Genomic DNA, 25,937 nt, shown 5'->3' on the forward strand with positions numbered 1-25,937 from the left:
CCGGCGGCTCTTCTTCGTCATCTTCGCTCCTGATTCGCAGCAAGAATCCTCGCCGCTGTCAGGCAGAAAATCCACTCAAGCTACTGTCCGAATTTGCGGGGCCAGCTCTGGGATCGAGCTGTTGAAGCGGATGAAGGCGCAGCACAGCCCGTTTCCGATCCTAATCATGACCGGTCACGGCGACGTGCCGCTTGCCGTCGAGGCGATGAAGCTCGGGGCGGTTGACTTCGTCGAGAAGCCGTTCGAAGACGATCCCCTCACCGCCATGATCGAATCTGCGCTCCGCCAGGCGGCACCGGCGGCCAAAAACGAAGCGATCGCGCAAGACATCGCCGCGCGTGTTGCCTCCCTGAGTCCCCGAGAACGCCAGGTTATGCAAGGTCTGGTCGCGGGCCTCTCAAATAAGCTGATCGCCCGCGACTACGACATCAGCCCACGCACGATCGAAGTATATCGGGCCAACGTGATGACCAAGATGCAGGCGAACAGCCTGTCGGAATTGGTGCGGCTGGCGATGCGCGCCGGTCTGCTCAACGATTGAGCCATGTCAAGGCCCTTCTTCACATCCTCTGCTAGTCAAGACGACATGATTGAGATCAGCTCGCACAATGAGCGGCTGTCGCCCCCTGCAAAATCTACCGTCTTTGTGGTTGATGACGATGCCGCAGTTCTGGGATCCTTGCGGTTCTTGCTGGAAACCGAAGGCTTTGCCGTGCGGACCTTTCGGAGTGCAACGGCGCTCCTGAATGCTGGCGATATGCCCAGTGCAGATTGTTACGTGATCGACTACAAGATGCCCGACATCAACGGCATCGAACTCGCCGGCCGGTTGCGCAAGTTTGATCGCGATGTGCCCGTGATCCTAATCACCGGCTATCCGGACAAGAACATCTCGACCCGGGCCGCGGCAGCCGGGGTGAAAGACGTGGTTTTAAAGCCCCTTCTTCTCGATGAAAACCTGGTCAAATGTATCCGCCGGGCCATCCAGGACCGGCGCGGACACTGACCTGCGGGATTCTACGTAGGTAGGCCCCCTTAAGGTATCGCTCGAACTTTCGCGACGCTCAATCCCGCGCAAGCATTGGTCATCACAACGGAGATGGCTCAGATGCTCACCCAGTCACTCAACACCAAGCCGATCAACACTCCGATCAGCGGCAGCAAGGTTGCCGTTTCCATCGATCCGGTCGCCGATCGGCTCGGCGCGATCACCGGCCATGCCGGCCTCGTCGCCACGGAATTCTCGTACCGCAAGGACGAGGAGATTTACGGCGAGGATGAGCCGGCCGAATATGTCTACCAGGTCGTCACCGGCGCGGTGCGCAGCTACAAGCTTCTTTCCGACGGCCGCCGCCAGATCGGCGCCTTTCACCTTCCCGGCGACGTGTTCGGTCTGGAATCCGGTGCCAGTCACCGGCTCGCCGCCGAGGCCATCATCGACACCACGGTGCGCCTGGTGAAGCGTGCGAGCCTTGAGAAGGCCTCCGGCACCGACGTCCAGGTCGCCCGCAAGCTCTGGACCATGACCGCCTCGGAGCTGCGCCACGCCGAAAATCACATGCTGCTTCTCGGACGTAAGACTGCGATGGAGCGCGTTGCTACCTTCCTGCTCGAAATGGACCGCCGCCTCGCCGTCGCGGGCATGATGGCGCTGCCGATGTGCCGTCGCGACATCGGCGACTATCTCGGCCTCACGCTAGAGACCGTGTCGCGCGCGCTGTCTCAGCTTCAGGCCCAGGGCATTCTCGGTTTCTCTGGCGCTCGCCAGATTGTGCTGCGCAACCGCCAGCGCCTGCACAATCTCGACGCCTGATTTGTCCTCCTAGTATCTGGGCCAGCTTCGAGAACCTGCGGGAAGTCGCATGTTGCGCCGGCGTAGCGAACGGCGAACACTGACTTTAGATCCGACGGGACAAGACCCGGACGATGCACTTCGAGCCGCGGGAATGCGACATGTACGCGATGGTTCTCTCCGCACGCGGCGCGCCGTTGACATTCCAGCAACGAGCCGACCCGGTCCCCGGCCCCGGCGAGGTCCGCGTCAAGGTCAGCGCATGCGGCGTGTGCCGGACTGACCTGCACGTGGTGGATGGCGAGCTACCCGACATTTCCTATCCGATTATCCCGGGCCATGAAGTCGTGGGACGCATCGATGCTCTTGGCCCGGGCGTCAATGAGTTAGAGCTGGGCATGCGCGTAGGTGTTCCATGGCTCGGTTTCACTTGTGGCGAGTGCTTTTACTGCCGCACCGACAAGGAAAATCTGTGCGATCGTCCCGAATTCACCGGCTACACGCGCGACGGCGGCTTTGCCAGCCACCTCGTCGCCGACGCCCGATATTGCTTTCCACTCGGCGAGAACGGCGAGGACGCAGCTCTTTCACCCCTGCTCTGCGCCGGGCTGATCGGCTGGCGATCCCTGGTGATGGCCGGCGAGGGCAAAACGCTCGGCATCTATGGCTTTGGCGCGGCCGGCCATATCGTGGCACAGGTGGCCCGCGCAGAGGGACGGCAAGTTTACGCCTTCACCCGCGGCGGCGACCAGGAAGCACAGCAACTTGCGCTCTCGCTCGGCGTTGACTGGGCCGGCTCTTCGGAGGACATCCCGCCGACCGAGCTCGATGCCGCCATCATATACGCGCCAGTCGGAGCATTGGTACCGCTTGCCCTGCGCTCGGTGCGCAAGGGCGGACGCGTTGTGTGCGCCGGCATTCACATGTCCGACATCCCATCGTTCCCCTATCGCATTCTTTGGGGCGAACGGCAGATCGTATCGGTTGCAAACCTCACGCGAAAGGACGGCATCGATTTTCTCGCCGCCGCCGCAAAGATCAATATCCAGACACACACGACGGTATTCCCGCTCGTCGAGGCCAATGAAGCGCTCGCCCGCCTGAGGGAGGGCAAGCTGACTGGCGCAGCCGTTTTGCGGCCTTGACTGTCGCGTCTACTGCTCGAGCACGTAAGAGCCCGGCGCCTCATCCGAGGGCGCGCTCTTCTGTCCCGAATCTGCCGCCAAGCAGGTCGGAACGGGCTGACCGGAATGCGCGGCGAGAAATCGCGTCCACTCCGTCCACCATGATCCCTCGTGGGACGGTGCGCGCCTGATCCATTCGTCGGGGCCAATATAGGGATCATGAGCCTTCTTTGTACGCACCTGATAGCTGCGCCCCTCTTGGCCGGGAGGCGCGACAATGCCGGCATTGTGTCCGCCACTCGTCAGAACGTAGGTGATGTCTGCATCGGCAAGGAAGTTGATCTTGTACGTCGACTTCCACGGCGCGACGTGGTCGCGCAACGTGCCGACGACAAACATCGGTATGTGCAGATCGGCGAGCGAGACCGGCCTGCCATTGACCTGATAGCGCCCCTCGGCGAGATCATTGTTGAGGAACAGGCGCCGCAAATAGTCCGAATGCATTTGGTAGGGCATACGCGTGGCATCGGCGTTCCACGACATCAGTTCGCTTGGCGCGGCCCGCTCTCCGATTAGATAGTCCCGCACGACGCGCGACCAAAGCAGGTCATTGGTTCGCAACATCTGGAAGGCCCCGGCCATCTGTGCCGTTGCGAGCAGCCCCTGCCGCCACATCATATCCTCCAGGAACGCGACCTGGCTTTCGTTGATGAACAAGGTGAGCTCGCCGGCTTCCGTGAAATCGGTTTGCGCCGCGAGCAGCGTCACCGTTCGCAGGCAGTCGGGCCGCTCGCGAGCCAGCCTGGCCGCCGCGATCGACAACAGGGTACCGCCAAGGCAATAACCGGCGGCGTGGATCGCCTGTCCAGGCCGAAGCGAGTTGATGGTAGTGATCGCGGCATCCACTCCGAGCTCACGGTAGTCTTCGAGACTGAAATTGCGATACTCGGGTGTTGGGTTCTTCCATGAAATCATGAAGACAGTGAAGCCGCTTTCGACCAGGTAACGGACGAGAGAATTACGCGGCGTCAGGTCGAGAATGTAATACTTCATGATCCATGCAGACGCGATCAGAACGGGTTCGGCACGCACGGTCGACGTCGTCGGGGAATACTGGATGAGCTCGATCAGCTCGTTGCGATAGACGACCTTGCCGGGTGTGATGGCAACGTCCTTACCCACCACATAAGTCTGATCGCTCCTGAGCCTTCCACCAGCGAGCAGGGCCTGCCAATCCTCGACAAAGTTGTGCAGGCCATAGACGAAGTTGCCGCCGCCAGTCTCCATGATCTTGCGCAGAACTTCAGGATTGCTGACGGCGAAATTCGTTGGAGCCACCGTGTCCAGGCCTTGGCGAAGCGCGAAGTCGGCGATCGCCGCGTTCGAATGGGCCAGTCCGTGAATACCGGTCGTCGTCGAATGCCACCATTGCTGGTTCAGCAGGAAAGCCTGGGCCAGGAGATTGAAGGATGGCAGCTCCCAATCGGAGCCTGTGAAACGGCGGTCGTTCTCCAGCGGCCGGATCACGGACCAAGGCTGGAATACCGCATGCCTCGGCAGCATGGCATCGACAAGATCAAACGCATTCTGGATCGCCTGGCCGGCGAGGCTGGCCTGCTTCCCAGGTGAGGCCAGGAGGTGCAGTTGCCAGTCGGCAAAAGCTAGGGCCAGCGCTGCCGGCGAGACGCCGCCGATCAACCGCGCCAGCGCCGCGTGAAAGGATCGATCGATGTCATCGACGGCTGTATCGGAGCTGGACGGCTGCACTGTCGCCTGCGCCTCAATAGCCGTGGGCTCGACGGGGATCCGGTCAGAATTCGAAACAATGGGAATACGGCCGACCGATGCTGGAGGCGACATGGGGAGCTCCTTTGGCCCCCGCAACCTAACCAAGTTGTCCGAGAGCGAATTGAGCTGCGTCAACTTAGAAATTGAGCTGCCTCTTACCTTCCTGGCCTAGTGACCAACAGCTCGGCGAGCCCTTTGATGATCAAGCAGCCTAGCGCGGCCAAGGCTTTGGCCGCTGCCGAGTTCTGGCAAACACCAAAGGACGCCCTCTACCGCGCGCTCGGCTCCGGTCCGAACGGGCTATCGCAGGTCGAAGCGGACCGGCGCCTGGCGATGTTCGGAGCAAACCACGCTGATGCCTCTCAAAGCCGATCGGTCCTGCGCAAGCTTGGGCAACGCGTTTGGAACCCGTTGATTGCGATGCTCCTGGCGGCTGCCCTCGTATCCGGATTAAGCGGCGACGTTGGCAGTTTTGTAATTATCGCAACCGTGCTGTCTCTGTCCATCACACTGGACATTGTTCAGGAACATCGCGCCGAGCTAACGGCCGAAGCGTTGCGCGAATCGGTGGCCATTCGGGCTGACGCCGTCCGCGATGGCAAGGACGTTACGGTACCGGTGACGGCGCTCGTCCCCGGAGACATCGTGAAGCTCCGTGTCGGCGACCTCATACCCGCCGATGGCATCGTCCTTGATGCCCAGGAATTGCAGATCAATGAGGCCTTGATGACGGGTGAGCCGTTTCCTGCTTTCAAAACGGACGCTCCCTGCTCCGCGGCATCGCCGGCGGAGGCGACGAATGCCCTGTTCGCCGGAACTAGTACTGTCGGCGGAAGCGGCAGGATGTTGGTGGTGAAAACCGGAGGCCAGACCCGGTTTGGCGCGATCGCTGCGGCACTGGCTGCCAATGCTCCGCCAACGGCTCTCGAGCAGGGTGTGCACAAGCTTGGACTCCTGATCCTTCGGCTTACGCTCTTTCTGACCCTCTTTGTGTTGTTGGCTCATCTCGTCGCGCAACGGGCCGCGCTGGAGTCCTTCCTGTTCGCGGTCGCACTCGCCGTCGGCCTAACGCCTGAGCTGCTGCCCATGGTGATGACGGTGACGCTCGCCCGCGGCGCGCTACGCATGGCGGACCGAAACGTTATCGTCAAGCGACTGTCCGCAATCCATGATCTGGGTGCCATGGACACGCTTTGCGTGGACAAGACCGGCACGCTGACGGAAGCCAAAATCACGCTCGAAGCGCATGTCGATCCGAAGGGGCGACCTAACGATCGCGTTCTGAGCCTCGCGTACCTCAACAGCACCTTCCAGGCCGGCGTCAGAAGCCCCCTCGATGAGGCAATACTCTCCGCGCGCAACGGCGCCATAGATGGCTGGGTTCGACTCGCGGAAGTGCCGTTCGACTTCGAGCGAAGGTGCCTGTCGGTACTGGTGGCACAGAACGACGAACACATCTTGATCGCAAAAGGCGCTCCGGAATCCATCCTGGCCCGCTGCGTCGCCGTGGGCATCGATGGTCTGGCCCATCCGCTCGACGCCGCTTGGCAGCAAAAAATGAGGGACATCCAGGATCAATATGCCCGCGACGGTCTTCGGCTTCTTGCCGTCGCCGTCAGATCAATCCCGCCCGGGCAGCAGACGATTGCTGTTGGCGACGAGGCGGATCTGACCATGATTGGCTTCTGTGTATTCGCTGATCCACCGAAGCAGGATGCGGCCTCAGCCATTGAAGCCCTTACCTCGCTAGGCATAACAGTGAAAATTCTCTCGGGCGACCACGGCGCAGTGGTCTCTCACGTCGCTCGATCGGTCGGTCTTCAATCGGATCGTATCATGACCGGAGTTGAGATCTCCGGGCTCACAGATGCAGCGCTGGTGGCCCGGGTCGACAATATTGATCTGTTTGCCCGCATCGATCCTGATCAGAAGCGACGGATCATTGCCGCACTCCGCCATCGCCATCACGTGGTCGGCTTCATGGGGGACGGCGTCAACGATGCCCCGGCCATCCACGCGGCCCATGTCGGCATATCCGTCACGGGCGCGACCGAAGTCGCCCGCGCAGCCGCCGACTTGATCCTGCTGGCTCCCGATCTTTCAGTGCTTGCGGCCGGTGTGCGCGAAGGCCGCAGAACATTTGCCAACATCCTGAAGTATGTGCGAATGGGAACGAGCTCTAACTTCGGCAACATGCTTTCCATGGCCTTGGCCTCGATCGTTCTTCCGTTCCTGCCATTGCTGCCGCTGCAGATCCTGCTGAACAACCTGATCTACGACCTCTCCGAAATCGGCATCCCTTTCGATGAAGTCGACCGCGAAGACCTTGCGCAACCGGAAGCCTGGAACATGGCAAGCATCCTTCGTTTCACGATCATCATGGGAATTGTTTCTTCCGTGTTTGACGTGATTACCTTCGCCGTTCTTCTGAAGCTATTCGAAGCGAATGCGGCGCAGTTCCAGACCGGGTGGTTCGTGGAATCAATATCGACGCAGATCCTGGTGATTTTCATAATCAGGTCTCGCCGGATGCCGTGGCGCGCAAACCGTCCCCACACCATCTTGGTCGCGACGTCCTTCGGTGCCCTCATCATGGGCGTAGGACTAGCGCTCGGCCCATGGGGACAACTATTCGGCTTTACCGCTCCTTCTGCGGCACTCGTGGCGACGATATTCGCTATCGCCGTCACTTATCTCGTCTGCGCGGAGATTGCCAAGCGCCTCGCAGTTTCAATTCTGTAAGGCCCGGGAGTTGAACGCACCGTCAAGATTGGTGCGGATCACGCCCTCCCATTGCGGTCGGCTCATCTTGTGAAGCGCCGCGTCACGAACGATCCCGGCATTGTTGACAAGAACGTCGATTGGTCCGAGCGAGGACTCAACGGACTTCACTCCGATAGCGCATGCATCGAAATCACCGATGTCCCATTGATAGGACGCGATGCCCGTTCGGCTCATGAAGGCTTTGGCAGCCTCGGCGCTTCCGGCATAAGTGGCGGCTACCTGGTAACCCGCCGTCTGAAGAGCTTGAGGCACGGCGGCACCAATACCTCTGGTACCGCCCGTCACCAATGCCATCCGCGCCATGTCTAGCACTCCCGCCTGCGGTTAGGACGATATCCGACGCTCATGCGGCCACTTTGACGTGCGTCAAGACTCCCAATGGCGACATGTGCTGCTCTTTGGCGGCAAGATCGGAGCGGGAGGCACGCATGTTCAAAGATCTACTGGTGCATATTCCAACAGAGCGGTCACCGCGACCCGCCATCGATGCGTCCGTTTCCCTGGCGATGAGTGCTGGCGCGCATCTGGATGCACTTGCAACAGGATATGCCTCCACGAACGTGCCATTTGTTGCGGAAGGCGGTGCAGCCATCGCAGCGTCTTTGCAATTCGAGTATGAACGTGCGCTGGAACGCGCCCAAGCAGCACTACGTATTTTCGAGGTTGAGGCGAAGAACGCTCGGATCAATTACGGAAAATACGCACTGAGCGAGACTATCGCCGAGGCCGTTTCGAAAGCAGGGGCAGCGGCGCGCCTCTATGATCTGACGATCGTGTCACAAGGCGATCCGGATTGCGATACCTTCGACAACCAGCTTCCGAAGGAGCTCCTCTTGCAGTCGGGTGGACCCTTGCTGTTCATTCCCTATACTTTCCAGGGCACATTCAAAGCGGCACGCGTCGGCATCTGCTGGGACGGCAGTCGCCTTGCCGCCCGCGCCTTACGGGACGCGATGCCATTCATCACCGAGGCAGACGCTCTGACGACGATCACCCTCAATGCGTCCGAGGTACCGTCCGACGCATCGCCCGAACGCCTTCTGACACACCTCGCGCGGAAGAGCTTGCCGGCAAGGACCGTTTCGCTTCAATCCGACCGTGGCGATCTGCAAGCGAGCATCCTGTCGATCGCTGCGGATGAAAGCCTCGACCTGCTGGTTATGGGCGGTTACGGCCATTCTCGACTTCAAGAAACGGTGTTCGGCGGCGTCACGCAGGAGATGTTCCGCAGCATGACCGTTCCTGTCATGATGTCGCACTGATGGAGCACAATGTGAGGAGAACTGTACGCGCCATTGCAGGCGCCATACTCGCTGCGAATTTGCTCGTCTCCTCAAGCCCAACTGCGGCTTCAAGCGTCGAACAGGGCCGGCGTCTTGCGCTGCTGTATTGTGGAAAGTGCCACTCGACCGACAAGGTCAGCCCCAGCCCTCTCAAGATCGCTCCCCCGTTCAGGACGTTACACGAACGATATCCAATCGAGATGCTGCAGGAGGCCCTAGCCGAGGGCATCGTCACGGGGCATCCGACAATGCCGGAATTTCGTTTCGATGCCGATCAGGTCGGCGATTTCATGGCGTTCCTGAAGACGTTGGAGCAATGAAGGCTCGCGCACGCCACAGAGGCCTGATCGGAATTGGCTCAGCATCTCCGGCCCTACTTGGTGGAGCCTTCGGCGAGTGCTTCACAAGGCATCTCAAGGAAACGAGATTTCTGGAGACCAGTCAAATGACTCTACGGAATTCGTGCTTGGCTCTTGCGATCTTGGCAAGCGTGGGCACATCGGCGACTGCCCAATCGGACTTTGAACCTTCCCCAACTGTCAGACAATATGCGCCCCGCCTGGTCGAAGTCATGAACGCGGCCCAGCTTCAGCATCTGAAACTGTGGTTCGCGGGCAAGTCGAAGAACTGGGAACTTGCTGCGTTCGAATTGCGCCAGTTGACGGATAGTCTGGCCCAAGCTGCCGTATTGTACCCCGGCATTCCCGTAAGCAACGTAACCACGATGAAGGATCCGCTGCTCTCAATCGCAGATGCGATCGACGCTGGGGATGGTCGCAGGTTCACCGCCTCCATGCGCGCACTGACCGATCGCTGCAATGCCTGCCACACCTCGCTGGAACGCAGCTTTATCGCGATAGGCCTGCCGACCGACCAGCCGCCGCCCGCCAATCAGATATTCGCGCCGGCCGAAAAGGCCCCCAAGAAATGACGAGCTAACGCAAACCGGGCACCACAAAGATCGGCCTCGGGGGCCGGATTTCGCCTTAGATATTGTTCACTGCAGCGGCATCCGAAAAAGGCAGTCGCGCTGACAGCACCGGCGTCAACACGACATTGATCATGCTTCTTTCGGATAGATTTGCTCACGGTGAACTTCACGGCCGCTCTCGTCGAGAACGACGATGCGAAGCTCCGCATGCCCTTTCGGATTCTCTCTGCGCACCTTGTCCGCAAGGCTCTTGCTGTGCGCGATGGCAGCGCCATCACTCACAAACTCCAGGCCTGATTTGTCCCGGACGGGCACCCCGTCCTTCATGTCGAAATAGTAGGTGCGCATCGGCTCATTCCCGCGCGGTCCGGCCGTTCGGGTCGGTTAAACTCATTGGCCCGGAAGAAAGGGAGCCGCCGAGCCCAGGGGGACGGATCTCGGCGGCAACGTTGGGACGTAACCTTGGGTCGAGTTACGCAAGACGAAAGCTAACAGCCTCGTTCAGCCCTGACTTGACCTGGATCAAGCGCTGCCCTCAGCGGGACGCAAGCGCGTGAGTGAGGACTTTTGTCATCGCCCGCGCGATAAAATTAAGGTACTCGTCATTCCCGTTCTTTGCGCTCGGCCCACTCAAACACTCGGCGCGCCGTTGACGGCGCCGCGCCTGGCGTCACCATTTCCCTTTCTTGATCGGCATCAAGATCGTTTCCAGACGACGTCCTATGCTGAGACAAACAGGAGGCATCGCCATGATCGGAATTACGTTGACCGCAGATCAGATTTGCAATGCACCGACTGAGGTGCGACGATGGATTGAACATGAGGTCATTGCCGGCCTCCGCATGGCGCCACGAGATGCCGCTTCGTCGCCTCCACGTTCCACCCATCCAGCTGTCTGCAGTGAGGACGAAATCGCAGCGATATTCGGCCAATTGCGGGGAATGCCTGTCGCGCTCAGCGTCCTATTCGAGTTCAGGCAGCCCGGCATCGCCTTCGGAAACCCACCCCTGAAGAGCTTCCGGCTGATGGATATCCTGCACAACACCAAGCTAGAGACCATCGAGCAGGTGATGACCGGCCTCGATGCCATCAACGCCGCCCTTGCTGAACTGCGTGGTGATCCAGGCGCTCACTTTTGCGACTTCGACAACGAAGGTCATTGTTTCCTGGCGATCGAAACGCAAGCGAGCATCGCAAAGCTGTGGCACGACATCGTCGTTCGGCAGGAGGCGCCAGCGAGCCGTCGGGAACCGCTGCTGCGCACCGCCGGCTGAACTCGATCTACTCCGAACCCGGCTCAAGGGCCGAGTCACGCGGCAATCATGCGGCGACCGGCTCCCTGCTGGACGTGCCGCGCAGCGAAGCAAACTGATCCGACGTTACCGTTTCATTTGCGATGAGCAGTTCGACACCGGCTTCGAGCTCGGTGCGTCGTCGTAGTAAGATGTCCCTGGCGCAACGATCGCCCTCCTCAATCAGGTTACGCACGGCGAGATCGATCTCGCGGCTTGTCTCTTCCGCAGCCGCAACGACCGCATCCTGCGCCGCAGCGAGGAACGCTTGCGGCTTGGGGGCGTAGGTGCGCTGCCCCACTGTCTCATCCATGCCGTACTTGGTCACCATCTCGATCGCGACTTCGGTCGCACGTTGAAGATCGTCGGCCGCGCCGGTCGAAATGGAACCGTCGAAGATCATGCGCTCCGACGCGCGTCCTCCCATCAGCACAGCAATGCGGTTCTTCAGCTCCTCAACCGTAAGCAAGAACCTGTCCTCGGTCGGGCGCTGGATGGTGTACCCGAGTGCACCGATCCCCCGCGGAATGATCGATACCTTCTGTATAGGGTCGACGCCGGGCAGGCTGGCCGCAACGAGGGCATGGCCCATCTCATGATAGGCAACCCTCCGCCGTTCGTCCTTGCTGAGCACCCTGCTCTTCTTCTCAATCCCGGCCACGATCCGTTCGATCGCCGTAACAAAATCGGTGAACGTGACCTCCGTGCCGCTCCGTCTGGTCGCAGCGATCGCGGCCTCGTTGATGAGATTTGCAAGGTCAGCACCCGTGAACCCGGTCGTAAGGGCCGCCACTTTGTCGAGGTCGACATCCTTGCCCATACGAATCTTGCGGACGTGCACCTTGAGAATGGCAACGCGCCCGATCTTGTCGGGACGGTCAACGAGAACCTGTCGGTCGAATCTGCCCGCCCGCAGCAGCGCGGGATCCAGGATCTCGGGGCGGTTAGTCGCAGCCAGCAAAATGACGCCTGCGCTCGGGTCGAAGCCGTCAAGCTCGGACAAGAGCTGATTGAGGGTCTGCTCCTTCTCGTCGTGGCTCCCGAACGACATCGGTCCGCGGCTACGTCCCAGCGCGTCGAGTTCGTCGACGAAAATGATGCAAGGCGCCGCTTTACGGGCCTGCTCAAACAAGTCCCGAACGCGCGCAGCACCAACCCCAACGAACATCTCGACGAACTCCGAGCCCGAGATCGAGAAGAATGGCACTCCGGCCTCGCCCGCCACGGCGCGGGCAAGCAGGGTCTTTCCCGTCCCCGGCGGGCCCACCAGCAAGATTCCCTTCGGCACACGCGCGCCCAACCGGCCGTAGCTGTTGGGATCCTTGAGGAACGCGACCACTTCCTGCAGCTCGAACTTCGCCTCCTCCACGCCGGCCACGTCCGCGAAGGTGACCTTGATATCCTTCTCGAAATAGACTTTCGCACGAGACTTACCGATCGCCATAAGCCCTCCGAAGCCCTGTCGACCGGTCATGCTACGACCGAGCCAGAACCAGATCACGAAGAAGACGATGACCGGAAAGATCCAGGATATCAATGTTTGCAATGCGCCATTTCCGGGAACGCCAGTAACGCTCACACCTTTGGCTGCGAGCCTTTCGCTCAATGCTATGTCGACCCGCGCTGTAGCGAACGCGGACTTTCCACTCGGAAGAGGCTCTTTCAATCGTCCAGTTATCGTATCGGGTCCGACGGAGACTTCGGCAACCTTATCTTGCGCGAGCAACTGCTCGAACTGGCTATAGGGAATGGCTTCGATTGAATTGTACGTCGACAGAATAAACTGCACGATCACGAGCAGCATGCCGCCCGCGAAAATGATGCTCATCGCTATGGCCTGCTTTCGCGACACTTGATCGGGCCCCAATTGCTCCTCCCATCGACGTCGGCTGTGATGGTAACCCTGGACGGCGCGCTTCGCTTGATTCAGGTCAACACCGGCAGCCGCGAACGATCGCTTAATGACCTTGGCGCAATCGCACAAACTGGTACCCAGCCCTCATTGGCAACGGCAGCAAACCTGAGGCATTCAAATGGCGCACAAGCAGGTCCTGTTCCACTCGGCAGCGCGTGAAAAAGTCTTGCGCGGCGCATCCCTGCTCGCAGATGCCATCCGCGTGACGCTGGGCCCGAAGTCAAAATCGGTCCTGATTCAGAAGGCGTGGGGGATGCCGATCGTCTGCAACGATGGCGTCACCATTGCCAAGGAATTTGATCTCAAGGATGCAGAAGAGAACCTGGGTGCTCAGGTGCTGCGGCAAGCCGCCGAGAAGACCGGCGACGTCGTCGGCGACGGCACCAGCACTTCGACCATCCTTGCCCACGCCATCCTCTCTGACGGGGTTCGTAACGTCGTCGCCGGCGCGAGCGCGATCGACCTGAAGCGCGGCCTCGATCGCGGGACGCAGGCCGCCATCGCCGCTTTGCATGCCATGGCGAAGCCGGTGAAGACCAGGGCGGAAAAGGTACAGGTCGCCACGATTTCAGCGCACAACGACGTCTCCATCGGCGAACTGGTGGCAGATGCTATCGAAAAAGTCGGCGGCGAAGGCGTGATATCGGTCGAGGAATCCAAGACGACCGAGACCCTTTTGGACGTCGTCGAAGGAATGAAATTCAATCGCGGCTTTCTGTCGCCCTATTTCGTTACGGATGCTGACCGGATGGAAGCAGTGCTGCAGGACCCCTATGTGCTGCTATGCGATCACAAGATCGGCGCTCTACGCGATCTGGTTCCTCTGCTCGAGCAGGTCGCCAAAAGCGGCCGCCCACTTCTGATCATCGCCGAGGATATCGAGGGCGAAGCCCTTGCCACCCTCATCGTCAATCAACTTCGCGGCGTGCTAAAAGCCTGCGCCGTCAAGGCACCTGGCTTTGGCGATCGGCGCAAGGCCATGCTGGAGGACATTGCAATACTCACGGGAGCGCAGGTAATCTCCGAGGAGATCGGCCTGAAACTGGAAAGCTCTACGCCGCAACAGCTCGGTCGCGCCGCGCGCGTGGTCGCCGACAAGGAGAATACCACGCTGATCGGCAGCGGTGGCGATCGCGCCCGGGTCGAGGCTCGGCTGGCGCAACTTCGCGTCGAGATCGAGAAGACGACCAGCGACTATGATCGCGAGAAGCTCGAGGAGCGCCTCGCCAAGCTGTCGGGCGGCGTCGCCGTGATCCGGGTGGGAGCACCGACCGAAGCCGAGATGAAAGCGAAGAAGGAAGCGCTGGACGATGCGATCAGCTCGACGAAGGCTGCGGTCGCGGAAGGCATTGTGCCGGGCGGCGGCCTTGCACTGCTTCGGGCTGTCGCCGCTGTGGCCAAAGAAGAGGCCGCCTGCGAGGGCGACGAACGAACGGGCGTACAGATCCTGAGGCGCGCGCTCGAAGCCCCAGCCCGGCAGATCGCCGAAAATTCCGCGACCGACGGCGGCGTCGTGGTTGCACGAATGCTCGACAGCGAAGGCAATTTTGGCTTCGATGCGGCCCGGAAGGTCTATGTCGACCTGGTGGAGGCCGGCATCGTCGACCCGGTGAAGGTCGTGCGGACCGCGCTCGAAAACGCGGTTTCGGTCGCAAGCGTGCTTCTTCTGACAGAGGCGACAATGACGGAAATCCCGGAGCCAAAGCGCGAGCGGATGCCCGAGCCCGACATGGCGATGTAGCTGCAGAGCCGCGAACTCTAGGACTCAGGCCCATCGCCAATCTTCGGCTCGGGCAGATCGTGGCGTAGGAAGCAGGGATGCCTTATCGGTCAAACGAAGACCTTCCCGCGGGCGTACGACACCACTTGCCGCCTCATGCCCTGAACATCTACCGGGAAGCCTTCAATCATTCGTTTATCTCGCATGTCGGGGACCTCCGGCAGGAAGAGATCGCACATCGAACGGCTTGGGCCGCCGTGAAGCGCTCCTACGTGAAACTTGGCGACCATTGGGTACCAAGAGAATCGGAAGCATAACCGATGTGCGCTCGACGTCGGGAAGCGTCCGGCTTCCTGCCTCATTTGCTCGGATGGACGCTCGTCAACGACCTCGCACCGCATCGGACAGGCACAACTCGCACCCCATTTCATCGCCTCCAAGATCACAAAAGCTTCGAGGCATCGTTTTCGAGTTGAGCGAAATCAAGCCCGGCTCGATGGCCGAGACTATTCTTTCCGGCGACCGAGATGGTCCAACCTCCAAGGAGACATGATCATGGCAACCGAGACAAACTTGCCCGTCACAAAATCGTCCACTACGCCCGCGACCGCTGGTGAGACGTGGCGGCCGTTTCAAACGTTGAGAAACGAAATCGACCAGATCTTCGACGATTTCGGCAGCGGCTTCTGGAATCGACCGTTCCGATCGCTCGCGCGGCTCGAACGCGACCTTTCCAAGTCGATCGCTGCGCCGGCCGTCGACATCGCTGAAAGCGACAAGGCGTACGAGATCACGGCTGAGCTGCCTGGCCTCGACGAAAAGAACATTAACATCACGGTCGCAAACGGCGCCCTCACTATCAAGGGCGAGAAGCGGGAAGAGACCGAGGAAAAGAAGAAGGACTACTACGTCTCCGAGCGCCGTTACGGAACTTTCGAGCGCTATTTTACCCTGCCGGACGGTGTCAACGCTGACAAGATCGAGGCCACCTTCAAGAACGGCGTTCTCAAGGTCACGCTCCCGAAGACGGAAGAAGCGCAGAAGCCGGCCAAGACGATCAACGTGAAAGCGGCCTGACGATCTTCGCCGGCGCGAGGCTGCACTAATCGCAGCCTCGCGCTGACGCAGGATTCTCATTATCTACTTTCGGAGGGCACAAAATGCACGCAATTCATGTCATGACGAGAGACGTCGTCGCCGTAACGCCGCACACGACAATCGAAGAAGCCGCGAAGATCATGCTTCAGATGCATATCAGTGGGCTGCCTGTCATCGACGATGCTGGCAATCTCGTCGGCGTCGTCTCGGAGAGCGATTTTCTCCGCCGCAGCGAGATCGGAACTGGACGCCGCCACGCGGCCTGGTTGAAATTTTTCATGGGACCAAGGCGGGCGGCCGCGGAGTTCATTCACGAGCGCGGCCGAAAAGTCGAGGACGTCATGACGCGGGAGGTCATCACTGTCCAGGAGGAGACGTCCTTGGCGGAGATCGTCGCTCTGATGGAGAAGCACGACATTAAGCGACTTCCCGTGATGCGCGGCAAGAGTACGATTGGGATCGTGACGAGAAACAATCTCCTGCAAGCGATGGCAGGTCTCGCGCACGAAATCCCGGACCCGACGGCTGACGATGAGCACATTTGCCAGCGCGTTATGCGTGCTGTGGAAGCCACCGACTGGCGGCCCATCGGTTTCAGGGTGACTTGCCGCCGAGGGGTCGTGCATCTGCACGGCCTCATCACGACCGGTGAGGCTCGGCGCGCGACGATCATTGCCGCCGAGAACACCAATGGCGTCAAGGAAGTTCACGATCATCTCTGCTTCGTTGATTCCTACTCCGGCTATTATGTCGAGCCCCCGAAGACATGAAGGCGGCGGGCTGAGAATCCTCAGATCGGAGCAATCATGCTTGGATGGATCGTCCGCATAATATTTGTCATAGCAGCGCCGATCACGGCGCTGTTCGTTGCGCGCGACGCGTTAACCTTCGGCTTAATTCAGACCTTTGTTGCGATGCTCCTCGTCACGGCCCTGGTCGGGTTGATCGCCGCCTATTCCGGACGCAAACGCGCTCTTCATTGAATACGTTGGCTTATGGGTAAACTTCACCGCGATTGCGACGGGCCTCAGAACGAGGACAGCAGCAACTCCGCGACGTGACGGCTCTCGCGATGATGCTGAGGAGCACTCACTTCCTATTGGGCAGCAACAAAGAGCCTCTCGACCGCTTCCACCGGTGCCGCAAGAGCAAGTCCGTCTCTTCGCGCAACGATCACACCGATCAGCCTACCTTGTAGATTCACGAGCGCGCCTCCCGAGCTTCCCTGGCCCACAAGCAAGTCTGATTGAACCAGACTGCTATTACCGGTTCCTGGACAGGAACGTTGCAGCCCCAAAACGATGCCGAATGTCACGCTCTGTCCCCAACCGTGGGGATCACCGATGGCCAGAACTGGCTCTCCCACGTCAAGCGCGCCGGGCTTCTCCAGATCCAGCGCACGAAGGTTGCCGGCTTCGATCCGAAGTAGCGCAACGTCATCTCGATCGGATCGGACAAGCACGACGGCGTCCAGTGCTCGTCCATCTTGGAGCACCGCTTTTACAGTCGTTGCGTTTGCGACCAGGTGATTTGCGGTCACGACCAGGCCTGCCAGGGCATCCACGATGATGCCCGCTCCCTGCCACTCTTGACGCGTGGGAGGATCTGTGAATCCAGCTTCCGGGTCGAATATTCGCGACTTTGACTGCACGCCCCAGCCTCGTATCCGCACCACGGCCGGCGCGACGCGCTTCACCAGGAGAGCAAGCCTCGCCGTCGGGTAAGTCTCGCCTTGATCTCTATGAAAGTCGTTGCCCCAACAGGCACCCGCCCCGAGGACAAGCGCCAGACTCCACGCCGAGACGCCTATCCATCTTAGACATCGGCAAAAGATGATGCATGGCATAGGACGCCCGTCCGATGATCAGAGTAACATTGCCTAAAGAGCGTAACGATCTGGATCTGGGACGGTTTGAGGATTCTCAAATTTTGTCTCGCCATCCTCGCAGATCTCCGGGTGAACGTTGGATGGCCGCGAGCGGCGCCGCCTCTCTTCCCGGCCTACGGATTCTTCCTTAGGTGAAGCCCCCGAATTTCGGCTGTTCGGCCGATGCTCTAGAACGATTTCACCAGCACGCATCTGGCTCGTTGACAAAGGGGCCTGCAATGAACCACTCGATTTACTCGGCTGACAGGGCAACGCACCTGAAGGTGGTCATCTCTGTGCTGCTCGCCGGCATCGCCATCGTGGCGATCACACTAACCGCCCGCCTGACCCATCCGGAAATAGACGTGCAGAAGGCGACGGCCCAGACTGTCTACGAAGCCCGTTCAAACCATGCTCGTACAACGTGAGAGGCATCCGATTTAGATCGCCTGGAGGATCGTGAGATGACTAGCGAAGCAATCAAAGCGCTGATGATGTTGGCGCTGTATGGCGTGCTCGAGATCACGCTCTTCTATTCGTCGATTGAGCAGCTTGCCATGCGCTCCGCCCGCGATCGCCGAGCGGAAACCAGTCGAGCACCGGAAGGCTAATGCCTGCGCTCGTAAAGGCGCGGCGTTCGCTCCGGATTGCGGCCATTGTGATTCATCGGCCATCTGTCGCTGTGTCTACGCTGACTGTCTGCGAGGCATGAATGAATCGTAGATCTCTGCTTTTCGGAACGGTTGCCATGTACGCAGCCCGCATGCCAATGGCCCGCGCCTCACAGCCCTCGACCTACGAGGAGGCCGTGCAACTTGTGTGGCGTCCGCTCGACCCGGCGCGCGGAGCTCGCGAGCTCGTGCGCGCAGCGACGCTGGCCGCGAACAGCCACAACACGCAGCCTTGGCGGTTCATCCTCTCCGACAACGTCATCACCATCCGTCCGGACCTCGTCCGTCGCTGCCCCGTGGTCGATCCCGACGACCATCACCTTTTTGCTTCACTTGGCTGCGCAGCTGAGAACATCGTGCAGGCTGCCCCGATGCTCGGTTTGAACGCCAATGTTGCAGTCGATACCGCCAATCCGGGCTCGGCCTCCATCGCTCTCGACCGCACTGCGCCGTCGCGCCACGCGCTCGCAGATGCGATCACCGAGCGCCAATGCACGCGCGCCAAGTATGATGGCCGTGCCGTGAGCTCGGAGGACCTACGCACGATCGAGACTGCCGGCGCGCTAAGTGGCGTCGAGTGTTTCATTGTGACCGAGCGACCGCGCATGGAGGCAATTCTCGACTACATTATTCAGGGCAACACGATGCAGATGCGCGATCCCGCGTTCATGGCAGAGCTCATCTCCTGGATCCGCTTCAATGATTCCATGGCGATCGAGCAATTGGACGGGCTTGCCGTGCGGAGCTCCGGCAATCCGGCGCTGCCGGCTTGGCTCGCGCGTCGCCTCCTGAAGTTCGCGCTGACCGAGAAGGGAGAGAATGACAAGTATGCCGAGGATGTTCGCTCGTCAGCGGGCATTGCCGTCTTCGTCAGTCCGCGTAACGACAAGGCTGGCTGGGTCGCTGCCGGACGCGCCTATCAGCGTTTCGCGCTGCAAGCGACGATGCTCGGGATTCGAAATGCTCTTCTCAATCAGCCGATCGAGGTCTCTTCCCTGCGTCCGCAGATTGCAGACTATCTGGGGCTTGGCGTCCGGCGCCCGGATCTGATGGTGCGATTTGGTCGCGGCGCATCACTGCCCCCCTCACTGCGTCGACCGGTGACTGCTGTGATTGATCCCTCCTGAAGCCCGAGCGAAACCTTACTTGGGTTCATACTGGTTGCCCTCATTCGTGCGGGCGCTTTGGTCTATCGACCGCTTGTTTCGAAGTCCCCAATCACGTGAAGCCGAGATTGCGGACCAGCATATAGATCGCCACCGCGAATATCAGGGCCGCGAATACGGCATTCAATGCACCTTTGCGCGCGGCGAGCGAGCTTGCCGAGCCGGCGCCGAGCATCCCGCCAACAACTCCGCCGGAGATAAACAACGCAGCGAGATACCAATCCACCAAACCGGACAGGGCGTAGTTGACCGCCGTCGTCAGGCCGAAGGCGGTCACCGCCACAAGGGAGGAACCGACCGCATAGAGGATTGGCATGCCAGTGGCCGCAATCAGCGCCGGTACGATCAGAAAGCCGCCGCCGATCCCAAAGAAGCCGGACAAGGCTCCCGTGAGACCCCCCAGGGCGAAGAGTTTCGGCAGATTCTCTCGGTTAAGCCGGACCGATGGCTCGCCCGCGCCGGCGCGGCCCTTCAGCATCAGCGCGCCCACCGCCATCATGACGATAGCGAACAAAGCCAGCAACTTCTGTCCTTCGATGACCTTGCCGAGGGTAGAGCCGAGAAAGGCGCCGGCCATGCCTGCGAGCGCGAACACAGAGGCGCAACGCCACTTCACGTTACCAGCCCGAGCGTGGTTGACGAGGTTCACTGCAGCGTTCGCCGCAACTGCGATCGCACTAGTGCCGATCGCCACATGCGGATCCGACACGCCGACCAGATAGACGAGGAGCGGCACGGCCAAAATTGAGCCGCCACCTCCGACCAGCCCCAGCGAAAATCCGACCAACGAGCCGGAGGCGAGACCGAGCGCACCTTGGGTCAACGCCAGCATAGTGGACGACTCCTGATTTTAAGCTCCGCTCACGCGGCCCGCGCGGGCGAGCCGTACACGCTACGGTTCCAGGGCGCGCGCATGAGAATACGGGCCATGCCGCAAAAGCCGGTGACACCGGCTATGATCAGCCCGGCGCCGACGAAGGCCGGCACCGCGAAGAACCACGGCGACACGAAGAGGCCGAGGAGCGTACCCGTGACAGCAAGACTGCCGGCGCCGATCTGCACCTGGCGCTGAAGCTCCAGCGGCTGGCGCCGGTCGGTCACGACCGGCAGGCCAGCCTTGCGCCAGGCGTCGAGCCCGCCTTCGACGATGAAGGCTTCACAGGCGTCGCCGAGCTTCCGGGCGAGCCGCGGCGCGTTGGTCTGAGTGCGGGCGCCGCTTTTACAGTGGAAGATGACCGGCTTGCCTTGATGCACGGCGAGGTCGATCTCGTCGAGCTTCGACAGGGGGAGATGCCGCGCGCCTGGGATCTTCTCGCGGGCGTGCTCATCGACTTCGCGGATGTCGATCAGGAGGGCGCCGCTGTCGAGAAGGCGGCGCGCTTCGGCTGGCTTGATTGCGGGTAGTGACATGATTAGCTCCTCTACTTTCCTGAATTAGTTCTTCGCCTTGGTGGGCTTGCAAAACAGCCTGTGCAGCGTGGCAAAGAGTTGCTCGATGCGCGGATCGGCGATGCGGTACCAGAGTGTCTGGCTTTCGCGCCGAAAGGTGACGAGGCCCTCCTCGCGCATCCTTGCGAGATGCTGCGACAGTGCCGATTGCGACAGACCCACGGCTTCCGCGAGCGCATTCACGTTGCTCTCGCCGCATTCGACGAGTTGGCACAGGATCATCAGTCGACGCTCGTTGGCGAGCGCGCGCAGAATGCCGGCAACTTCAACCGCCTGCTTTTCAAAAGCCTCCAGATCGAATGCTGGGGAGGCCATCGGCCGCATCCTTATTTTAGATATTGCTTATTTAGCTGTTGCTAATATATATGTCAAGATCAACCGACAGGTGGATCCAGGAGGTTCAGGCCATGTCAGGACAACCCATCATCCAAGCGTTCTTCGACGAACCCACCAACACGGTGAGCTATCTGGTTGCCGATCCGGCGACCAGGAGGGCCGCCATCATTGACCCGGTATTCGATTACGACCACAACTCGGGTGAGGTGGATACGCGCTCGGTCGAGGCGATGCTGAAGGCTGCAAGAGATGCAGGCAACACCATCGACTGGGCGCTCGAGACGCATGCCCATGCCGACCACCTCTCGGGCGCCCCTTTCATCAAGGCCACGACCGGCGCGCAAATCGGCATCGGCGAGCACATCAAGGACGTGCAGCGCATCTTCCGACCAATATTCAACGCCACGGACCTGAAGACCGATGGCAGCGACTTCGACCACCTGTTCCGGGACGGCGAGCGCTTCAAGGTCGGCGAACTTGAGGCGGAGGTGATCTATACGCCCGGGCACACGCCGGCCGACATCTCTTACAAGATCGGGAATGCCGTGTTCGTCGGCGACACGCTGTTCATGCCGGACTACGGCACGGCACGCGCCGACTTTCCCGGCGGCGACGCGCACAAGCTCTACCGGTCAATCAAGCGAATCCTGGCAATGCCGCCCGAGACGCGGCTGTTCATGTGTCATGACTACAAGGCTCCCGGCCGCGACACCTACGCCTGGGAGACAACGGTGCGCGAAGAACGCGAGAAGAATGTTCAAGTCAAGGAAGGCGTCACCGAGGATGAGTTTGTGGCCATGCGCCAGGCATGCGATGCCACGCTCTCAGCGCCCAGGCTGCTGCTGCCTTCCATCCAGGTCAACATCCGCGCCGGCAAATTTCCGCCTGCCGAAGCCAACGGAGTACGCTATCTCACCATTCCCGTGACGCTGAAAGGAGGAGCGGAGACCTGCGTTTGAGGCAGGCCAGGGACGGGCACTGAAGCAAGATTGCAGAACGCTACCGCTCACCGTGAGGAGGCTGACGCCAGCCTCTGATCACCGCCAGCGAGCAAAGCGGCTGATACAATTCCACTCACGAGCAGCACCCAGTCCTGCGGCACACGCAGCAGGATTGCCGCGCTGCCGCCGATGAGCGACCAGAGGATAGGAATAATCAGCAGCAGGCGGGGAATCGGCCGGATTGTGAGCAGCAACATCCCGAACGTGAAGATCGTGACGGGGCATGGCGTTACACCGAACGCAGGCAGTTCCGCAAGGTCATGACCGACCGCCACTCCAAGAAGCCAGTAGATGGCAGCCGCATAGAGAACGAATGCAATGCCAATCCACGCCGCCGGACCGTTGCTCCGGCCGAAAGTCATTCGACCCTGTATGACACCAACGTATCCAAACGCCATGGCCTGAACTGCGAACAGCGCACCGAATGCATAGGCCATTTTGTTGATGGGCGCGAAAAATATCAAATGATAGATGAGCCCCGTCCACGCCCACATCGCAGCAAGGACACCGGCGATGATCTCATCGGATCGCTTGCACCTGCGGAATACCAGTGCGAACGCCAAGCCCCCTATCATCAAGGCAACGATCTGCGCCGGCCAGATCGCTCTGTTGTAGCTCGCGAAGACCCCGAAAAATTGCTCGACAGAGAAAGGCAGCATATCACTGCTCCGCTGGCGATCTAACGTTAGCTGCTTCCGATGCCCGTCATTTGACGCGGATCAAGTCGGAAGTGCCCCCACTCACCTGCCGCGTACCTGGAGACAGTACGAGCGCATCGGCCTCACTGAGGCAGCCGCATCGCCGGCGCCCCACGACCTCTCCGTGCTTGAGGACCGGCGATGGATTGATCTGTCGCAAATCGGGGCTCCTGGGCGAGCCCTATCCTCGCTTCACCGCGACAAAGAAGTCTTCATCGATGAACGTCATTCCACCCGGCCGCGCCCAGCTCAGATCCCGCCGTGTCAATCTCGACACCGGCCGGGAAAGCGTCGTCGTGATCTCCCGCCGGTCAACGGCGCTCCGGCCGGACCTGTTTCGAGGCTTTTCCAGGGTCGAGCTGCGCAGCGGCTCGAAGACGCAACTGGCGACGGTGCTTCTCACCGATGATGACGGCCTGGTCGGGCCCGACCAGCTTGGCATGGCGGAGCCGGCGTTTCGGCGCTTTGGACAGCCGGCAGGCACCTACATTGCAGTTACCCCTGCTCCCTCCCCGCCAAGCTTGGACGCGGTTCGCGCCAAGATTCAGGGCAAGACACTTGAAGCTCCCGAGATCGGCGCAATTGTCGACGATCTCGTGCATTACCGCTATTCGGACATGGAAATCGCTGCATTCCTCGTCAGCTCCGCAAATTTCATGACATCCGGGGAGTTGATCGCGCTCACAGAGGCCATGGCCAGAGCCGGGACGCAGCTCAGATGGAATACGAAGACTGTCGTCGACAAGCATTGCATTGGCGGCATTCCCGGCAATCGCACGTCGATGATCGTGGTGCCGATTGTAGCCGCACACGGGCTGACAATCCCGAAGACGTCGTCACGCGCAATCACGTCGCCAGCCGGAACGGCCGACACCATGGAGGTGCTGGCCCGGGTCGACCTCAGCGTCGAAGCTATGAAAGAGGTCGTCGCGTCGTGCAATGGCTGTCTTGCATGGGGCGGACACGTCAACCTGTCTCCGGCAGACGACATCCTGATCGGCGTCGAGCGACCACTGGCGCTGGATACGCACGAACAGATGGTTGCATCCATCATGTCGAAGAAGCTGGCCGCCGGCTCGACGCATCTTCTCATCGACCTTCCGGTGGGGCCTAACGCCAAGCTTACGACCGCATCGCAGGCCATGCGGCTCCGCAAGCTGTTTCAGTTCGTCGGCGATCGGTTTGGCCTCGAAGTGGAGGTCGTGACCACCGATGGACGGCAGCCCATCGGCAGTGGCATCGGCCCGGCGCTTGAGGCACAGGACGTGATGGCAGTGCTCGCCAATGAGCCCCAGGCCCCGCGCGATCTTCGTGAGAAGTCGTTGCGCCTGGCCGCCCACCTTCTGGAACACGACCCTGACTTGCGCGGTGGCACAGGCTATGCACGCGCAAGCGAGCTCCTGGAGAGCGGGGCGGCGCTTCGACAGATGGAAAAGATCATTGAGGCCCAGGGCCCCGCGCCCTCCGCCAGCGAAATCGGTAGCCTTACCCTCGACATTCACGCCGCAAGCGATGGTGTCGTCTCCGCGATCGATTGCTTGCGGCTCAACCGGCTGGCACGAACGGCAGGCGCCCCGCTCGACAAGGGCGCCGGCATCAAGTTGTTCAAGAAGATCGGAAATCGGGTCGAGCAAGGCGAGCCGCTCTACCGCATTCACGCCTTCGAGCCGTCGGGGTTTGACCTTGCCGTCGGCATGGCCCAGCAAGACTCCGCTTACCGGGTCGAACCGCAGACCGGGGCAGCACCATGATCCCGAGTGCAGTTCAATGGCTGCCCACTTCCACCCATTTCGGGCCTCGGCTTGCTGAAACTCTGGGTATTGTCGGCCATGAAATCATCTTGCATCGATTTCCCGATGGCGAGCTGCGGGCAACCGTCGGCCCAGCGGCAACCACCACGATAGTCTGTTGCTCGCTCAATCAGCCCAATGAAAAGCTGATTGCGCTGTTGTTTGCTGCAGAAGCCTTGCGGCGCGATGGAGCCAAGCGGCTCGTGCTCGTTTCGCCTTATCTCGGCTACATGCGCCAGGACGCAGCGTTCCATCCCGGCGAGGCGATCAGTCAGCGCGCAATCGGTACCCTTCTGGCGAACACCTTCGATTGCGTCATCACGTTTGATGCCCATCTCCATCGGACGCCCAATCTCGCCGGCGTCTTTCCTGGCATTGAAGCGCACAACCTGTCGGCGGCTCCTGCGATCGAAGCTGTGCTTCGTGCCGACACAGTCGCGCCCACGACGGTCGTGGTCGGCCCCGATGAGGAGTCGCGATCTTGGGTGGCCGACATTGCCAGCCGTCTCGGACTTTCGTACAGCGTGGCGCGAAAAGTACGCCGGACTGATCAATCGGTGCAGATCGCATTCCCGGACACGACGCTGTTCGCCGGGCGTCCCGTGCTCTTCATCGACGACATCGTGTCGTCCGGTGGGACCCTTACCGCCTGCGCGGAAGCTCTTGCCGCGTCAGGAGCCTCTTCTATCGAGGCCATTATCGTTCATGCACTATTTCCGCCGGCGTTTATGACAGAGTTCGGTCGCGCCGGCATTCGTTCCGTCCGATCCACCAACAGTGTGCCACATCCAACCAACGCCATCCGCCTCGACGATCTTCTCGCCCGCGCGTTGCGGCGGGAGTTGTTGGCATGCCGGAGACTGGGAGCCCCCCGTGAGCGTCACCATCCAGTTTTGCGGCGCCGCCCGCACCGTTACCGGCTCCTGCTATCTCTTTGTTACGCCGAAAGGACAATTCCTGGTCGATTGCGGGTTGTTTCAGGGACCGAAAACGTTGAAAGCGCTGAACTACGGTGCGTTCCCGTTCCGCCCGGCGGATGTCGACGCCGTTTTGCTGACGCACGCCCACATCGACCACAGCGGGCTCCTGCCGAAGCTCAAGCGTGAAGGCTTTTCAGGCCCGATCCTGGCGACGCGCGGCACCATCGACCTCTGCTCCTACATGCTTCCCGACGCAGGCAACATCCAGGAAACGGAGGTTGCCGCCCTGAACCGCCGAAACGCCGCCCGAGG

The 25,937-nt window shown here is 60.7% G+C and carries 28 protein-coding genes and 2 pseudogenes; 21 read left to right on the top strand and 9 right to left on the bottom strand.

Annotated elements, in window-relative coordinates; translation table 11 throughout:
- The 4 genes from QJT78_RS37515 to QJT78_RS37530 form a co-directional block, all read left to right on the top strand.
- A partial coding sequence (locus QJT78_RS37515) for a LuxR C-terminal-related transcriptional regulator (RefSeq protein WP_281460474.1) occupies positions 1–541 on the top strand: 541 nt, incomplete at its 5' end.
- A 45-nt stretch (positions 542–586) separates the two neighbouring features.
- Positions 587–1,006 (top strand): response regulator, encoded by a 420-nt coding sequence (locus tag QJT78_RS37520; RefSeq protein WP_028154410.1) that lies wholly within the window; start codon positions 587–589, stop codon positions 1,004–1,006.
- Positions 1,007–1,108: 102 nt separating this feature from the next.
- Positions 1,109–1,813 carry a helix-turn-helix domain-containing protein gene (locus tag QJT78_RS37525; RefSeq protein ID WP_038944647.1) on the top strand — a complete coding sequence of 235 codons (705 nt, stop codon included), beginning with the start codon at positions 1,109–1,111 and terminating at the stop codon, positions 1,811–1,813.
- A gap of 140 nt (positions 1,814–1,953) precedes the next feature.
- Positions 1,954–2,937, top strand: a complete 984-nt coding sequence (locus QJT78_RS37530; RefSeq protein WP_028154412.1) for a zinc-dependent alcohol dehydrogenase family protein — start codon at positions 1,954–1,956, stop codon at positions 2,935–2,937.
- A gap of 9 nt (positions 2,938–2,946) precedes the next feature.
- Here QJT78_RS37530 and QJT78_RS37535 read toward each other — a convergent pair whose 3' ends face one another.
- Positions 2,947–4,839 (bottom strand): alpha/beta fold hydrolase, encoded by a 1,893-nt coding sequence (locus QJT78_RS37535; RefSeq protein WP_240537712.1) that lies wholly within the window; start codon positions 4,837–4,839, stop codon positions 2,947–2,949.
- A 63-nt stretch (positions 4,840–4,902) separates the two neighbouring features.
- On the opposite strand from QJT78_RS37535, the gene mgtA reads away from it, so the two are divergent.
- A complete protein-coding gene (gene mgtA, locus QJT78_RS37540) occupies positions 4,903–7,446 on the top strand; it encodes a magnesium-translocating P-type ATPase (RefSeq protein WP_049810418.1) in 2,544 nt (847 codons plus the stop codon).
- A gap of 9 nt (positions 7,447–7,455) precedes the next feature.
- Here mgtA and QJT78_RS37545 read toward each other — a convergent pair.
- Positions 7,456–7,791 (bottom strand): annotated as a pseudogene (locus QJT78_RS37545) (SDR family NAD(P)-dependent oxidoreductase); the annotation flags it as partial.
- Positions 7,792–7,916: 125 nt separating this feature from the next.
- Here QJT78_RS37545 and QJT78_RS37550 point away from each other — a divergent pair.
- From QJT78_RS37550 to QJT78_RS37560, 3 genes are all read left to right on the top strand, one after another.
- Complete coding sequence (locus QJT78_RS37550) at positions 7,917–8,750, top strand: universal stress protein (protein WP_028153574.1); 834 nt, start codon at positions 7,917–7,919, stop codon at positions 8,748–8,750.
- A complete protein-coding gene (locus QJT78_RS37555; RefSeq protein WP_049807892.1) occupies positions 8,750–9,091 on the top strand; it encodes a cytochrome c in 342 nt (113 codons plus the stop codon). Before QJT78_RS37550 ends, QJT78_RS37555 begins: the two co-directional genes overlap by 1 nt.
- Positions 9,092–9,237: 146 nt before the next feature.
- The gene (locus QJT78_RS37560; RefSeq protein WP_240537709.1) at positions 9,238–9,702 is read left to right on the top strand and encodes a hypothetical protein; all 465 of its coding nucleotides are present in this window, start codon (positions 9,238–9,240) and stop codon (positions 9,700–9,702) included.
- A 129-nt stretch (positions 9,703–9,831) separates the two neighbouring features.
- Here QJT78_RS37560 and QJT78_RS37565 read toward each other — a convergent pair whose 3' ends face one another.
- On the bottom strand, positions 9,832–10,050 hold the full coding sequence (locus tag QJT78_RS37565; RefSeq protein ID WP_028153577.1) for a hypothetical protein: 219 nt from the start codon (positions 10,048–10,050) through the stop codon (positions 9,832–9,834).
- 401 nt (positions 10,051–10,451) lie between these two features.
- On the opposite strand from QJT78_RS37565, the gene QJT78_RS37570 reads away from it, so the two are divergent.
- Positions 10,452–10,976: a hypothetical protein gene (locus QJT78_RS37570; protein ID WP_049807895.1), complete on the top strand. Its 525-nt coding sequence runs from the start codon at positions 10,452–10,454 to the stop codon at positions 10,974–10,976.
- A 46-nt stretch (positions 10,977–11,022) separates the two neighbouring features.
- Here the strand turns inward: QJT78_RS37570 and ftsH are convergent, their stop codons facing one another.
- A complete protein-coding gene (ftsH, locus tag QJT78_RS37575) occupies positions 11,023–12,822 on the bottom strand; it encodes an ATP-dependent zinc metalloprotease FtsH (RefSeq protein ID WP_049807894.1) in 1,800 nt (599 codons plus the stop codon).
- A 205-nt stretch (positions 12,823–13,027) separates the two neighbouring features.
- Here ftsH and groL point away from each other — a divergent pair, with 205 nt between their 5' ends.
- The 5 genes from groL to QJT78_RS37600 all read left to right on the top strand — a co-directional run bounded on the left by groL (position 13,028) and on the right by QJT78_RS37600 (position 16,710).
- On the top strand, positions 13,028–14,650 hold the full coding sequence (groL, locus tag QJT78_RS37580) for a chaperonin GroEL (protein ID WP_038953839.1): 1,623 nt from the start codon (positions 13,028–13,030) through the stop codon (positions 14,648–14,650).
- A gap of 77 nt (positions 14,651–14,727) precedes the next feature.
- The gene (locus tag QJT78_RS37585) at positions 14,728–14,946 is read left to right on the top strand and encodes a ChaB family protein (protein WP_080586738.1); all 219 of its coding nucleotides are present in this window, start codon (positions 14,728–14,730) and stop codon (positions 14,944–14,946) included.
- A gap of 238 nt (positions 14,947–15,184) precedes the next feature.
- A complete protein-coding gene (locus QJT78_RS37590) occupies positions 15,185–15,706 on the top strand; it encodes an Hsp20/alpha crystallin family protein (RefSeq protein WP_038944638.1) in 522 nt (173 codons plus the stop codon).
- A gap of 101 nt (positions 15,707–15,807) precedes the next feature.
- A complete protein-coding gene (locus tag QJT78_RS37595; RefSeq protein WP_240537713.1) occupies positions 15,808–16,497 on the top strand; it encodes a CBS domain-containing protein in 690 nt (229 codons plus the stop codon).
- A gap of 36 nt (positions 16,498–16,533) precedes the next feature.
- A complete protein-coding gene (locus tag QJT78_RS37600) occupies positions 16,534–16,710 on the top strand; it encodes a hypothetical protein (RefSeq protein WP_193375980.1) in 177 nt (58 codons plus the stop codon).
- Between the two features lie 113 nt (positions 16,711–16,823).
- Here QJT78_RS37600 and QJT78_RS37605 read toward each other — a convergent pair whose 3' ends face one another.
- Entirely contained in the window at positions 16,824–17,378 is a 555-nt protein-coding gene (locus QJT78_RS37605) for a trypsin-like peptidase domain-containing protein (protein WP_162136548.1), read from the bottom strand.
- 455 nt (positions 17,379–17,833) lie between these two features.
- Between QJT78_RS37605 and QJT78_RS37610 the strand changes: the two genes are divergently transcribed.
- The 3 genes from QJT78_RS37610 (at position 17,834) to QJT78_RS37620 (ending at position 19,392) form a co-directional block, all read left to right on the top strand.
- Positions 17,834–18,022, top strand: a complete 189-nt coding sequence (locus QJT78_RS37610) for a hypothetical protein (protein WP_038944635.1) — start codon at positions 17,834–17,836, stop codon at positions 18,020–18,022.
- 36 nt (positions 18,023–18,058) lie between these two features.
- A complete protein-coding gene (locus QJT78_RS37615) occupies positions 18,059–18,205 on the top strand; it encodes a hypothetical protein (RefSeq protein ID WP_155258122.1) in 147 nt (48 codons plus the stop codon).
- Positions 18,206–18,453: 248 nt separating this feature from the next.
- Entirely contained in the window at positions 18,454–19,392 is a 939-nt protein-coding gene (locus QJT78_RS37620; protein ID WP_240537708.1) for a Tat pathway signal protein, read from the top strand.
- A gap of 91 nt (positions 19,393–19,483) precedes the next feature.
- Here the strand turns inward: QJT78_RS37620 and QJT78_RS37625 are convergent, their stop codons facing one another.
- From QJT78_RS37625 to QJT78_RS37635, 3 genes are read right to left on the bottom strand one after another with little or no spacing between them, the layout of a single operon-like run.
- Entirely contained in the window at positions 19,484–20,263 is a 780-nt protein-coding gene (locus QJT78_RS37625; protein ID WP_028154531.1) for a sulfite exporter TauE/SafE family protein, read from the bottom strand.
- 29 nt (positions 20,264–20,292) lie between these two features.
- Positions 20,293–20,841, bottom strand: a complete 549-nt coding sequence (locus QJT78_RS37630; RefSeq protein WP_038944633.1) for a rhodanese family protein — start codon at positions 20,839–20,841, stop codon at positions 20,293–20,295.
- Positions 20,842–20,865: 24 nt separating this feature from the next.
- The gene (locus tag QJT78_RS37635; RefSeq protein WP_193375979.1) at positions 20,866–21,204 is read right to left on the bottom strand and encodes a metalloregulator ArsR/SmtB family transcription factor; all 339 of its coding nucleotides are present in this window, start codon (positions 21,202–21,204) and stop codon (positions 20,866–20,868) included.
- 83 nt (positions 21,205–21,287) lie between these two features.
- On the opposite strand from QJT78_RS37635, the gene QJT78_RS37640 reads away from it, so the two are divergent.
- The gene (locus QJT78_RS37640; protein WP_281460475.1) at positions 21,288–22,175 is read left to right on the top strand and encodes an MBL fold metallo-hydrolase; all 888 of its coding nucleotides are present in this window, start codon (positions 21,288–21,290) and stop codon (positions 22,173–22,175) included.
- Positions 22,176–22,222: 47 nt separating this feature from the next.
- Here the strand turns inward: QJT78_RS37640 and QJT78_RS37645 are convergent, their stop codons facing one another.
- The gene (locus QJT78_RS37645; RefSeq protein WP_028154432.1) at positions 22,223–22,876 is read right to left on the bottom strand and encodes a DUF6064 family protein; all 654 of its coding nucleotides are present in this window, start codon (positions 22,874–22,876) and stop codon (positions 22,223–22,225) included.
- 257 nt (positions 22,877–23,133) lie between these two features.
- On the opposite strand from QJT78_RS37645, the gene QJT78_RS37650 reads away from it, so the two are divergent.
- The 3 genes and pseudogenes from QJT78_RS37650 to QJT78_RS37660 form a co-directional block, all read left to right on the top strand.
- Positions 23,134–24,666 (top strand): thymidine phosphorylase family protein, encoded by a 1,533-nt coding sequence (locus tag QJT78_RS37650; protein ID WP_038944629.1) that lies wholly within the window; start codon positions 23,134–23,136, stop codon positions 24,664–24,666.
- A pseudogene (locus QJT78_RS37655) lies at positions 24,663–25,493 on the top strand (ribose-phosphate diphosphokinase); the annotation flags it as partial. The gene QJT78_RS37650 and the pseudogene QJT78_RS37655, both read left to right, overlap by 4 nt.
- Positions 25,494–25,578: 85 nt before the next feature.
- The coding region (locus tag QJT78_RS37660) for an MBL fold metallo-hydrolase (RefSeq protein WP_281460476.1) at positions 25,579–25,937 on the top strand (359 nt) is incomplete at its 3' end.

Source organism: Bradyrhizobium sp. Mp27 (assembly GCF_029953005.1).
Taxonomy (GTDB): Bacteria; Pseudomonadota; Alphaproteobacteria; order Rhizobiales; family Xanthobacteraceae; genus Bradyrhizobium; species Bradyrhizobium barranii.

Coding starts and splice junctions, on each gene's coding strand:
- QJT78_RS37520 (WP_028154410.1), top strand. CDS start 587: ATGATTGAGATCAGCTCGCACAATGAGCGGCTGTCGCCCCCTGCAAAA.
- QJT78_RS37590 (WP_038944638.1), top strand. CDS start 15,185: ATGGCAACCGAGACAAACTTGCCCGTCACAAAATCGTCCACTACGCCC.
- QJT78_RS37595 (WP_240537713.1), top strand. CDS start 15,808: ATGACGAGAGACGTCGTCGCCGTAACGCCGCACACGACAATCGAAGAA.
- groL (WP_038953839.1), top strand. CDS start 13,028: ATGGCGCACAAGCAGGTCCTGTTCCACTCGGCAGCGCGTGAAAAAGTC.
- QJT78_RS37530 (WP_028154412.1), top strand. CDS start 1,954: ATGTACGCGATGGTTCTCTCCGCACGCGGCGCGCCGTTGACATTCCAG.
- ftsH (WP_049807894.1), bottom strand. CDS start 12,822: ATGAGCATCATTTTCGCGGGCGGCATGCTGCTCGTGATCGTGCAGTTT.
- QJT78_RS37625 (WP_028154531.1), bottom strand. CDS start 20,263: ATGCTGGCGTTGACCCAAGGTGCGCTCGGTCTCGCCTCCGGCTCGTTG.
- QJT78_RS37640 (WP_281460475.1), top strand. CDS start 21,288: ATGTCAGGACAACCCATCATCCAAGCGTTCTTCGACGAACCCACCAAC.
- QJT78_RS37650 (WP_038944629.1), top strand. CDS start 23,134: ATGAACGTCATTCCACCCGGCCGCGCCCAGCTCAGATCCCGCCGTGTC.
- mgtA (WP_049810418.1), top strand. CDS start 4,903: ATGATCAAGCAGCCTAGCGCGGCCAAGGCTTTGGCCGCTGCCGAGTTC.
- QJT78_RS37645 (WP_028154432.1), bottom strand. CDS start 22,876: ATGCTGCCTTTCTCTGTCGAGCAATTTTTCGGGGTCTTCGCGAGCTAC.
- QJT78_RS37550 (WP_028153574.1), top strand. CDS start 7,917: ATGTTCAAAGATCTACTGGTGCATATTCCAACAGAGCGGTCACCGCGA.
- QJT78_RS37630 (WP_038944633.1), bottom strand. CDS start 20,841: ATGTCACTACCCGCAATCAAGCCAGCCGAAGCGCGCCGCCTTCTCGAC.
- QJT78_RS37615 (WP_155258122.1), top strand. CDS start 18,059: ATGACTAGCGAAGCAATCAAAGCGCTGATGATGTTGGCGCTGTATGGC.
- QJT78_RS37635 (WP_193375979.1), bottom strand. CDS start 21,204: ATGCGGCCGATGGCCTCCCCAGCATTCGATCTGGAGGCTTTTGAAAAG.
- QJT78_RS37585 (WP_080586738.1), top strand. CDS start 14,728: ATGCCTTATCGGTCAAACGAAGACCTTCCCGCGGGCGTACGACACCAC.
- QJT78_RS37555 (WP_049807892.1), top strand. CDS start 8,750: ATGGAGCACAATGTGAGGAGAACTGTACGCGCCATTGCAGGCGCCATA.
- QJT78_RS37565 (WP_028153577.1), bottom strand. CDS start 10,050: ATGCGCACCTACTATTTCGACATGAAGGACGGGGTGCCCGTCCGGGAC.
- QJT78_RS37600 (WP_193375980.1), top strand. CDS start 16,534: ATGCTTGGATGGATCGTCCGCATAATATTTGTCATAGCAGCGCCGATC.
- QJT78_RS37525 (WP_038944647.1), top strand. CDS start 1,109: ATGCTCACCCAGTCACTCAACACCAAGCCGATCAACACTCCGATCAGC.
- QJT78_RS37610 (WP_038944635.1), top strand. CDS start 17,834: ATGAACCACTCGATTTACTCGGCTGACAGGGCAACGCACCTGAAGGTG.
- QJT78_RS37570 (WP_049807895.1), top strand. CDS start 10,452: ATGATCGGAATTACGTTGACCGCAGATCAGATTTGCAATGCACCGACT.